Below are 10,214 nucleotides of genomic sequence, written 5' to 3'. Positions count from 1 at the left end.
GGCGTGCTCCAGGTAATTCATATAAACCGCATTATTGACAATTCCCTGGATATCGCATTCATAATCGCGCACTTCCATTTCCAGTTCAAAATAGTAACCCATTCTGTTGGTCAGCATAGTGGTTATTCTGATTATTTCAGGGTGATGTCTCCTTCGAATACAAAATCAGCAGGGCCTTCCAGCCAGATGTCAGTCCAATGGTTTTCCCCAGCTTTATTGTAACGAACGGTGAGTTTTCCTCCTAATGTCAAGATGGAGTATGTCACTTTGTCATTTTTGTTTCCCATTCCTGCAAAAATTGCAGATGCAGTAACTCCGGTACCGCAGGAAAGTGTTTCGTCTTCAACCCCGCGCTCGTAAGTGCGCACAAAGAGAGTGTTTTCATCCATCCGTTCGATGAAATTTACATTGGTGCCGCCTGGTTTGAATCGTTCGTGATACCTGATTTTTCGCCCTTCTTCCACTACATTAAGCTCCTTCACATGATCAACCCATTTTACATAGTGCGGGGAGCCGGTATTGAGAAAGCCATCCTTTCCCAGTATTTCCAGACCTTGAACATCCTGCATTTTGAGCCTTACATAGGAAGGAGTATCAACAAATGCTTCGTGCATTCCGTCAATAGCGCCAAAACGGACGTGGGTGCCTGCGAGTCCCAGTTTATGGGCAAAAGCTACCATACAGCGGCCTCCGTTGCCGCACATAGTGCTTTCCTTGCCATCAGCATTAAAATAGCGCATGGCGAAGTCTGAACCAGGGTCTGATTCCAGCAGCATAAGCCCGTCAGCGCCGATTCCGAACCGCCGGTGACACAACCAGGCGATTCGTTGTTCTTCTGCCGTGAAAATTTTCTCCCGGTTGTCAATGATGATGAAATCATTTCCTGTTCCCTGATATTTGTAAAAATGAAGCTGCATAGCGGTTAAAAAAAGTTAAATGTTGGTAGCTGATCAAACAAACTTGCTTTGCATGCCGTTATTTTGCATGAAAATTGATTGTTGTAATCCGACAACAAATGTAAAACATAAAAAAAGAAAGCTATGAACCTGAAACGATTTTTCGGACTGCTGCTGGTAGCGCTGATGGGAGGGCTTATTTCCCTGGGATTATACACAATGGTATTTCGTCCTGAAACGCGCATTGTTACCGCCACCGAAAAAGTTCCTGTCACCCTCACCAGCCTTTCATCGGTATTTGATACCAGCATAACCGACTTCACCTATGCTGCTGAACGGACGGTTCATGCAGTAGTGCATGTCAAAACGCAAGCCGTGCTTTCACAGGTATACCGCAATCCGATTTACGAATTCTTTTATGGACGTCCATATGAGGAACGTTCCGAGCCGGTTGTTGGATTTGGTTCGGGAGTGATTATTAGTCCCGATGGGTATATCGTTACCAACAACCATGTTATCGACGGGGCGGAAAAGATTATGGTTACCCTGAATGATAACCGGGAGTTTGAAGCAAAGCTGGTCGGCACCGATCCAAGTACCGATATTGCTTTATTGAAGATTGACGGAAAAGATCTGCCGTTTATTCCCTGGGGAGATTCTGACAAACTGCGGCTTGGACAGTGGGTACTGGCTGTCGGCAATCCCTTCAATCTGACCTCTACGGTCACTGCCGGAATCGTGTCGGCCAAAGGCCGGAACCTTGGAATACTGGACGATCAGTACCGAATTGAATCGTTTATTCAGACCGATGCGGCTCTGAATAAGGGTAACAGTGGCGGGGCCCTGGTCGATCTGAAAGGAGAACTGGTAGGAATTACTTCTGCCATCATATCTCCTTCGGGTGCATATGCCGGTAATTCCTTTGCCATTCCGGTGAGCATAGTCAGGAAGGTTGTGGAAGACCTGATGGAATACGGCCAGGTTCAGCGTGCCTTCCTCGGTGTGTCCATCCGGAATATTGACGCCCAGCTGGCAAAGGATAAAGGATTGGGTACCATCAACGGTGTGTATGTTGATGCTGTTAACGACAATGGCGCAGCAAAAGAAGCCGGCATCAAGGAAGGCGATGTGATTCTGAATGTTAATGGTATAAAGGTCACGAGCAGTGCCGAACTGCAGGAGCAGATCGGTCGCTATCGTCCGGGTCAGAAAATAAATATTGCCGTTTTGCGCGATAATAAGGAAAAACAGTTCGATGTAGTATTGCGCAACATGCAGGGAACCACCGGTGTTGTGAAAAAATCCGACCTGGTGATGGTGCTGGGTGCTACCTTTGCGCCCCTCACCGATCAGGAAAAATCGAACCTGGGTATTTCCAACGGACTTCGGGTTGTGGAAGTAGGAAAAGGAAAGTTCAGAGATGCCGGTATCAGCAACGGATTTATTATCACCCGCGTCAACAATAAGGCCATCAATTCCGTTAACGACCTGAACGATATTCTTTCAAAAACAAAGGGAGGCGTTTATATCGAAGGAGTGTATCCCAACGGTATGGTGGCGTATTATGCTTTTGGACTATAATCGGTTTTTATTCTGAATAGAAGGGATGGTCAACTCCATCCCTTTTTTTATTCCAGGTACCATGAATTTGTTAATTCATGGTACTTAGGTTTTATGATTTTTTTCATAAAACCCTAATTTAAATTGATTTTAAATATTCCTTGATGTAATTTCGCCCCCTGGTTTTGCTTTACCAACGGGAATGCCATGAGACAGCTGAAAATTACAAAGTCGATTACCAATCGGGAAAGTGCTTCGCTCGATAAGTATCTTCAGGAGATTGGAAGAGAAGAACTTATTACCGTCGAAGAGGAAGTTGAACTGGCGCAGCGAATCAGAAAAGGCGACAGAGAAGCCCTTGAAAAACTTACGCGTGCCAATCTGCGTTTTGTGGTTTCTGTTGCCAAGCAGTATCAGAATCAGGGTCTGAGTCTTCCCGATCTGATCAATGAAGGGAACCTCGGACTGATCAAAGCCGCCGAGAAATTTGATGAAACGCGCGGATTCAAGTTCATCTCCTATGCGGTATGGTGGATCAGGCAGTCCATCCTTCAGGCTCTGGCCGAGCAGTCGCGTATTGTACGTCTGCCCCTGAACCAGGTTGGCAGCCTGAACAAACTGAACAAGGCCTTTGCAAAATTTGAACAGGAATACGAACGTACTCCCACACCGGAGGAACTGGCAGAAATGCTTGAACTGCCGAAGGAAAAGATTGCCGACACGCTAAGGGTGTCAGGACGTCATGTTTCGGTAGATGCTCCTTTTGCCGACGGAGAAGATAACAGTCTGCTCGATGTCCTGGTAAACACTGATTCTCCGGTTGCCGACAGGCAGTTGATTAAGGAATCGCTGTGTACGGAGATCGAACGGGCTTTATCTACCCTGACCGAACGGGAAAGAGACATCATACGGTATTTCTTCGGGCTGGGCTGTCCTGAAATGACCCTCGAAGAGATAGCCGACCGGTTTGGCCTGACCCGCGAACGGGTGCGGCAGATAAAGGAAAAAGCCATCCGCCGCCTGAGGCATACTTCGCGCAGTAAAATACTAAAGTCCTATCTTGGATAGAAGCAGAGCCTGTCAGTTTTTCGATTCGAGAAGCTTCTGAAGGGCATACATTTCGTCCCGCAGCCGGGCCGCTTCAATAAAATCAAGTTCCCTGGCCGCATTTTCCATAGCTTTGCGGGTTTTTTCAATGGCCTTTTCCAGGGCTTTGCGGTCCATGTACTGAACGACAGGATCGGCCGCAATATCCGTGTTTTCAGGTTCTACATATACCTTATGGCGCGAGGAAAATTCCTCCCTGTTGCCCATGATGGAAACAAGCGCTTTTTCAATCTGCCGCGGCGTAATTCCATGTTCTGCATTGTACCGCAACTGCTTTTCCCTTCGCCGGTTGGTTTCTTCTATGGTTTTTCGCATCGACTCGGTAACGGTATCGGCATACATGATAACGGTTCCGTGCAGATGACGTGCCGCCCGTCCTGCTGTCTGGGTCAAACTGCGTTCCGAACGCAGAAACCCTTCCTTGTCGGCATCGAGAATGGCTACAAGCGAAACTTCCGGCAGGTCGAGCCCTTCCCGCAGAAGATTCACTCCCACCAGCACGTCAAAGCTTCCGTTCCGAAGTCCTTCCATAATCTGCACACGGTCCAGTGTGTCGATATCGGAATGGATATAACGCGTTTTAATCCTGAATTTCAAAAGATAGGCAGTAAGCTCCTCAGCCATTCGTTTGGTAAGGGTTGTGACGAGTACACGTTCCCCGACCTCCACACGCCGGCGGATTTCTTCCATCAGGTCGTCAATCTGATTGAGGCTGGGCCTTACTTCAATAACGGGGTCCAGAAGGCCGGTGGGCCGTATCAACTGCTCAACCACAACTCCTTCTGACTTCTGAAGTTCGTATTCGGCGGGGGTGGCACTTACGAAGATGGTCTGGCCAATAAGCTCTTCAAATTCCTCCAGCCGCAGAGGGCGGTTGTCGAGGGCAGCCGGCAGCCTGAACCCATACTCCACCAGGGTTTGCTTCCGCGACCGGTCTCCGCCGAACATGCCACGGATCTGCGGCACTGTAACGTGACTCTCATCAATAAAGGTAATGAAATCGTCCGGAAAATAATCCAGAAGGCAGAATGGCCGCCTTCCGGGAGGGCGCCCGTCAAAATACCGTGAGTAATTTTCAATACCCGGACAATAACCCAGTTCGCGGATCATCTCCAGATCATAGTTTACCCTCTCTTCCAGCCTTTTGGCTTCCAGCTGACGTCCATTGTTTTTGAAAAATTCCACCTGCTTTACCAGATCGTCCTGAATTTGCCGTATGGCGTCCTGAATGCGCCAGGAAGCAGTTACGAAAATGTTGGCCGGAAAAATCACAACTTCATCATGTTTTTCTCCCGATTTTCCGGTTTCCGGGTCAATGGTGACAATGCTCTCAATTTCATCCCCCCAGAAGGAAAAACGATAAGCGAAATCGCTGTAGGCAAGAAATACATCTACCGTATCACCCCGCACCCGGAAGGTTCCCCGCTTGAATTCCACATCATTCCGTGAATACAAACTGTCAACCAGCCTGCGCAGAAAAACGTTCCTGCTGATTTTTTCTCCCCGATGAATGCGGATGGTATTACTGTAAAAATCGTCCGGATTGCCAATACCATAAATACACGAAACCGATGCAACCACAATCACATCCCTCCTTCCCGAGAGCAGGGCCGAAGTGGCTCTGAGGCGCAATTTTTCAATCTCTTCATTAATCGAGAGGTCCTTTTCAATGTAGGTGTCTGTAACCGGAAGATAGGCTTCGGGTTGATAATAGTCATAGTAGGAAACGAAATACTCCACTGCGTTTTCAGGGAAAAACTGACGGAATTCCCCGTATAACTGGGCGGCAAGTGTCTTGTTATGGCTCAGAATCAGAGCCGGACGCTGCATCCGCTCAATAACATTGGCCATAGTAAAGGTCTTTCCTGAACCCGTGACTCCCATAAGGGTCTGAAAGGAAACGCCGGATTCCAGGCCTTTGACCAGTTGTTCGATTGCTTCCGGCTGGTCACCTGTTGGCTTATAATCGGAAACTAATTTAAATGGCATCTTTTTTTTGACTTCTACATCACTCCTTTATAAAACACCCCAAAATAAAAAGTTCCTTTTTACCATACGACAAAAACACATAACCGGGCTGGCAAGGGGCCGGCAAGCTAGTGTAAGGCATAGGCAAAGGTAGGTAAGTTACTCCAATTGAAAACAGGATGGAACACTGAATGTTTTGATATTTTGAAGAGAAAATATACTTTTACTTTAAACTATCTATGGGCATGGTTCCGGAACAGGATGAAGCGTTAATCAGGCGTGTAGCAAAGCTGGCAAAACAAAATCAGGAGCTTCTTGAAGAAAAGGATAAGCTTCAGAAGCTTGTTGATAAGCTGACGGAAGAAAATGAACGGTTGAAGCAGATGCTGTCGGAGATTTCCGAGGCAGAGAGAGCCCGTATCAGGCCGGCCGAAGAAAAGCCGGTGATGAACTTCAAGATGGTGACGGTTATGTTTGCCGATGTTCACGGGCTTAACCGCATTACAGAAGATATGGACCGGCAGAAGCTCATGGATGAGCTGGACGATATTTTCTATCATTTTGACCAGATTGTCAAAAACCTGAATATTGAAAAGATACATTCCATCGGCGATTCATACATGTGCGCCGGCGGTATTCCGGTAAAGAACATTACCAACCCTGTTCAGGTTGTGCTGGCTGCCCTTCAGATGCATCAGTACCTGTATGACATCCAGAAAAACAGAGGCGAACAGGTGTGGGAGCTCCGTACCGGTATCCACACTGGTTCTGTTGTGGCCACTGTTTCGGGCCAGAAGAAAAAAAGCTATGATATCAAGGGAGCTACAGTCAATACAGCCAGCCGGCTTGAATCATTCGGGGTTTATGGCAAGGTGCTGATTTCCGAAATGACCTATGAACTGGTGAAGGAGTTTTTCGACTGCGAGTACTATGGCAAATTACCTGTTAAATACAAGGATGATCTCGACGTCTTCTGGGTAAAAGGCCTCAAGCCCGAGTTTGCTGTCCATGGCGAGACTGCCGTCCCCAATGAAAACTTCAATACCAAGTTCAAATTAATTCAGTTTACCGATTTGCAGGAGATCATTCTGGACAAACTGGAGAGAGAACTTCCCAAAACGCTTTATTATCATAATGTGAAGCATACGGTGGATGTGGTTACCGAAGTAGAGTTGATAGGCTGGGCTGAAGGCTGTACCGACGAAGAGATCCTTCTGCTGAAAACAGCGGCTCTTTTCCACGATGCAGGGCACGTCATTTCCTACAAGGATCATGAGGAACGGAGTTGTGAAATTGCACGTGAATACCTGCCTAAATACGGCTATTCGCAGGAACAGATCGATCGCATCTGCGAAATCATCATGGCCACCAAGCTCCCTCCCCAGCCACGCAACCTGCTGGAAGCCATTATCTGCGATTCTGATCTGGATTACCTGGGCCGGATCGATTTCATTCCCGTTTCCAATACCCTCTACAGGGAACTCAGCGAACGGAACATGATCGGTACCCTGAACGAATGGAACAAACTGCAGTTGAAATTTCTCAGCGGGCATCAGTATTTCACCCAAACGGCCCAGAATCTCAGAGAGGTAAACAAACAGACGCAGATTGAGCGCATAAAAGCATTAATCACAGAAGATTAAGCTGCTTTTTATTTACCCATTGCATTCTTCTCCCGGGATATCAAATCCTATACAGCCTAAAAGCGGCGTTGGTGATGCAACTGCTTTTCCGTTGACCAGTTCGGTTCCGAAATCCTTGCATACGGTAATGTATCATCCGCACCCATTGAATAATTCAGGATTTATATAAGGGTAGCGGCCTTTTTTGACCGTGATGTCGGAATCGCCGTTTTGTAAACTGAGTATAGGCTTATGGTCTTTCTTTTGGCAGTTTTCTCTGAAGCTTTTCCACCCACAGTTTGTCCATTTCGGTGAGCCGGTTTTTTCGCAGATTTTCCCGCACGATCCATTGGATGTGGGGGTTGGTATTGGCCGCGAGTTTTTCAAACTCCGGCCTTCCGTCCACCGGAGAAGCGGCAATCAGCACACTCCATGCATATCCGAGGGTCTTCCGCAGGGTTTCCTGTTCACTGGTCAGTTTGCCGTTTATGAGCAGAAACTTCATAGTGATCTTTTTGATAATCCGTAAGATCCTCCGTATATCTTCCTCGTTTTTAAGAAGTTTTGGCTCACACAGGGCTGCTGCCACCGCGCGGTTTTCGTAATATGTCCCATTGACCCATGGTTCAAGAAGATCCATTATCTCAGGCAGGTTGTTATCGACCATTTCCTGGATACCCATGGCAACAGCCTCTCGTATCCGCCAGTTGGGGTGGGAGGCAAAAGGGCGTATTTCGGAAAGGACTTCCGCGTAGTCTTTCCGCTTCTGGTAGCAATATCCTACAATTCCGCACATCAGAACAAATTCGTCCTGGGCATCTTTCTGCTCTTTTGAATTAACAAGAAGGCAGGCATAGATGTCATCCATGCTGGCTTTACGCGCAAAGGAATACATGAGCCCGAGGTTTGCCCTCGGCCCTGGTAATCCCGATTTTCGCCGGAGGTACTCAATGCTGAAAGATTGATTTCCCTGAGAGGAGCGGTTTTCTGCGTTATGTTCTTTTCCTTTCATGAGTTCAGACAGGTTAATTGTTGGGGGTAATCCGGGCTGCCCAGCCGCCTCCGGGGGCAAGTTCAAGGGAAATTTTATCGTTTCGGGTTACCGACCTTACTTCGCGCACATAATCATCCCCGATTCTGTGGGCATTGGCGCCGTCGCGGAATAACTCCATGGTATAGGTTCCTTCACCAAGAAACTTCAGATCCAGGGTAAGAGACCGTGCAGTCCAGTCGGTCATGGCGCCCACCCACCAGGTGTTCCCCTTCCGGCGGGCCATCAGAACGTAATCGCTTACCTTTCCGTCCAGCGGGAGGGTTTCATCCCAGACGGTAGGAGCCGAGGCCAGAAAATGCAAAATGTCGGGTTCTTTTTCATAGCGGGTTGGCGCATCGCTGAGCATTTCGAGCGGAGCGTAATAAACAACATACATGGCCAGTTGCTGGCAACGGGTGCCCTGGCTCATGGGGCGGTCGTTAATGATACGGAAATCTTCCTTGTTGGCGTTGGTCATGGCTCCCGGCGTATAATCCATAGGCCCGGCCAGCATTCTGATAAAAGGTATGGATACCGCATGCTCCGGTGTGGCCTGATTGGAAAATTTGTTGTACTCCAGTCCCTGCACACTTTCCCTGTTGATGACATTTGGATAGGTTCGTTCAAGCCCTGTGGGTTTATAGGCTCCGTGAAAATTCACCAGCATATGGCGTTTGGCCGCTTCTCTGGCAACCCTTTCGTAAAAGTTCACCACCAGCTGGTCGTCGCGGTCCATAAAATCTACCTTCAGGCCGGCAACGCCCCATTTTTCAAACTGGGCAAGCGCTTCTTCCAGCTGACGGTCAAGGGTATGCCATACACACCAAAGAATAATCCCTACATTCTTTTCCTTGGCGTAACGGAACAATTCCGGCATGTTTAGGTTTGCACCCAGGGTGGGATTGGTGCCAAGCGTTACCGATCCGTCATTGATTTTCAGCAGATCAAACTGATCAGACCATCCTTCGTCAAGATTGATGTATTCAATGCCGTTGCGCGCTGCAAAATCGATGAAATACTTGTATGTATCGGTGTTGAAACCTGTTTTAAAAGGAACCCCGGTTAAATTGTTGGCATTCCACCAGTCCCAGGCTACTTTGCCGGGTTTAATCCACGAGGCATCTCCGATTTTATTTTCTGAGGCCAGAAGATAGGGGAGGGTTATGTTCAGCAGATCCTTGTCCTCCGGGACAATTACGGTAAGTCGCCATGGGAAGGCCCTCGTTCCTGAAGTTTCTGCTATGTAATCGTAGCGTTCCTTTACCCGCAGGTTGAAGTTTTTCAGTCCTCCCGGCTGAACCGTTTTGGGTACCTGGGGTAAGACTCCCTGAAGGCCTGATTTTCCGTTCCATGTCAGATAGAGTCCCGGGTAATCCAGCAAATCGGCTTCCGTGATGACCATCCTGGCAACTCCGGCATCAACGTACAGAGGAAGGGAGGCAATGGCTCCTTTATCCAGCACCGAAATGGCATCGTGAAGATAGTGCTCTTCGAAGGAGGTCTCGAACCCTTTTACCTGGTGAAAATAGCCCTGGTATTTTTCAGGAAAGTTCCAGACAGCTTCTTCATTCTTTACCTGAATAGTACCAGGGAGGGAGGTGATCAGCCTGTAAGCAACGCCATTGTCGTAAACACGGAAAACTACAGAATATCCGGCAGCAAAATCCATCTGCAGTTCATTGTAAACATCGGGATAAACCTCAGCCATGCCGTACAATGGTTTCACCTGGCTGTTGACCGAACGTGCGGATGGTGATTTGGCCAGTTTGGCGTTTTGCCCGAATACTTTTCCGTCAGATAATGTAAGGCTTATGGGCGAAGGCTCGAGGATGGTTTTCCCCTGGTAGCTGATGCTGTATTGCAGCTTGCTTCCAGGAGCAATGGTTACGGTGATTTTCTTGTCCGGAGAAGTTACGGTAAAATTTTTCTGGGCCATAAGGGGCGAAAATGTCAATAAAACTGTCAGAAGGCAGATCATGTTTTTCATGGATGAAAGCATTTGGAAAGGTAATTTAAATTTATTGTTTT

The 10,214-nt window shown here is 47.8% G+C and carries 8 protein-coding genes; 3 read left to right on the top strand and 5 right to left on the bottom strand.

From position 1 onward, the window contains the following. A partial coding sequence (locus GX419_05710) for an acyl-CoA thioesterase (GenBank protein ID NLI24182.1) occupies positions 1 to 102 on the bottom strand: 102 nt, incomplete at its 3' end. A 29-nt stretch (positions 103 to 131) separates the two neighbouring features. Further along, a complete protein-coding gene (locus GX419_05705; protein ID NLI24181.1) occupies positions 132 to 917 on the bottom strand; it encodes a diaminopimelate epimerase in 786 nt (261 codons plus the stop codon). Between the two features lie 123 nt (positions 918 to 1,040). Between GX419_05705 and GX419_05700 the strand changes: the two genes are divergently transcribed. Together GX419_05700 and GX419_05695 are read left to right on the top strand one after the other, a co-directional pair. Next, the gene (locus GX419_05700; protein NLI24180.1) at positions 1,041 to 2,477 is read left to right on the top strand and encodes a Do family serine endopeptidase; all 1,437 of its coding nucleotides are present in this window, start codon (positions 1,041 to 1,043) and stop codon (positions 2,475 to 2,477) included. 186 nt (positions 2,478 to 2,663) lie between these two features. Next, positions 2,664 to 3,524 carry a sigma-70 family RNA polymerase sigma factor gene (locus GX419_05695; GenBank protein NLI24179.1) on the top strand — a complete coding sequence of 287 codons (861 nt, stop codon included), beginning with the start codon at positions 2,664 to 2,666 and terminating at the stop codon, positions 3,522 to 3,524. A 12-nt stretch (positions 3,525 to 3,536) separates the two neighbouring features. On the opposite strand, the gene uvrB is transcribed toward GX419_05695, so the two are convergent. Next, positions 3,537 to 5,552 (bottom strand): excinuclease ABC subunit UvrB, encoded by a 2,016-nt coding sequence (gene uvrB / locus GX419_05690; protein ID NLI24178.1) that lies wholly within the window; start codon positions 5,550 to 5,552, stop codon positions 3,537 to 3,539. Positions 5,553 to 5,776: 224 nt separating this feature from the next. Between uvrB and GX419_05685 the strand changes: the two genes are divergently transcribed. Further along, a complete protein-coding gene (locus GX419_05685; protein NLI24177.1) occupies positions 5,777 to 7,174 on the top strand; it encodes an HD domain-containing protein in 1,398 nt (465 codons plus the stop codon). Between the two features lie 229 nt (positions 7,175 to 7,403). Here the strand turns inward: GX419_05685 and GX419_05680 are convergent, their stop codons facing one another. Together GX419_05680 and GX419_05675 are read right to left on the bottom strand one after the other, a co-directional pair. Then, positions 7,404 to 8,165: a hypothetical protein gene (locus tag GX419_05680; protein NLI24176.1), complete on the bottom strand. Its 762-nt coding sequence runs from the start codon at positions 8,163 to 8,165 to the stop codon at positions 7,404 to 7,406. Positions 8,166 to 8,178: 13 nt separating this feature from the next. Continuing rightward, positions 8,179 to 10,173: a glycoside hydrolase family 97 protein gene (locus GX419_05675; GenBank protein ID NLI24175.1), complete on the bottom strand. Its 1,995-nt coding sequence runs from the start codon at positions 10,171 to 10,173 to the stop codon at positions 8,179 to 8,181. Between the last annotated feature and the right edge of the window lie 41 nt (positions 10,174 to 10,214).

This window comes from Bacteroidales bacterium (genome assembly GCA_012517825.1).
Taxonomy (GTDB): Bacteria; Bacteroidota; Bacteroidia; order Bacteroidales; family JAAYUG01; genus JAAYUG01.
This window is presented reverse-complemented; position numbering and strand designations above follow the sequence as displayed.

What these genes read in the sequence shown, in the direction of transcription:
- uvrB (NLI24178.1), bottom strand. Translation starts at nt 5,552, where the DNA reads ATGCCATTTAAATTAGTTTCCGATTATAAGCCAACAGGTGACCAGCCG.
- GX419_05675 (NLI24175.1), bottom strand. Translation starts at nt 10,173, where the DNA reads ATGAAAAACATGATCTGCCTTCTGACAGTTTTATTGACATTTTCGCCC.
- GX419_05695 (NLI24179.1), top strand. Translation starts at nt 2,664, where the DNA reads ATGAGACAGCTGAAAATTACAAAGTCGATTACCAATCGGGAAAGTGCT.
- GX419_05700 (NLI24180.1), top strand. Translation starts at nt 1,041, where the DNA reads ATGAACCTGAAACGATTTTTCGGACTGCTGCTGGTAGCGCTGATGGGA.
- GX419_05685 (NLI24177.1), top strand. Translation starts at nt 5,777, where the DNA reads ATGGTTCCGGAACAGGATGAAGCGTTAATCAGGCGTGTAGCAAAGCTG.
- GX419_05680 (NLI24176.1), bottom strand. Translation starts at nt 8,165, where the DNA reads ATGAAAGGAAAAGAACATAACGCAGAAAACCGCTCCTCTCAGGGAAAT.
- GX419_05705 (NLI24181.1), bottom strand. Translation starts at nt 917, where the DNA reads ATGCAGCTTCATTTTTACAAATATCAGGGAACAGGAAATGATTTCATC.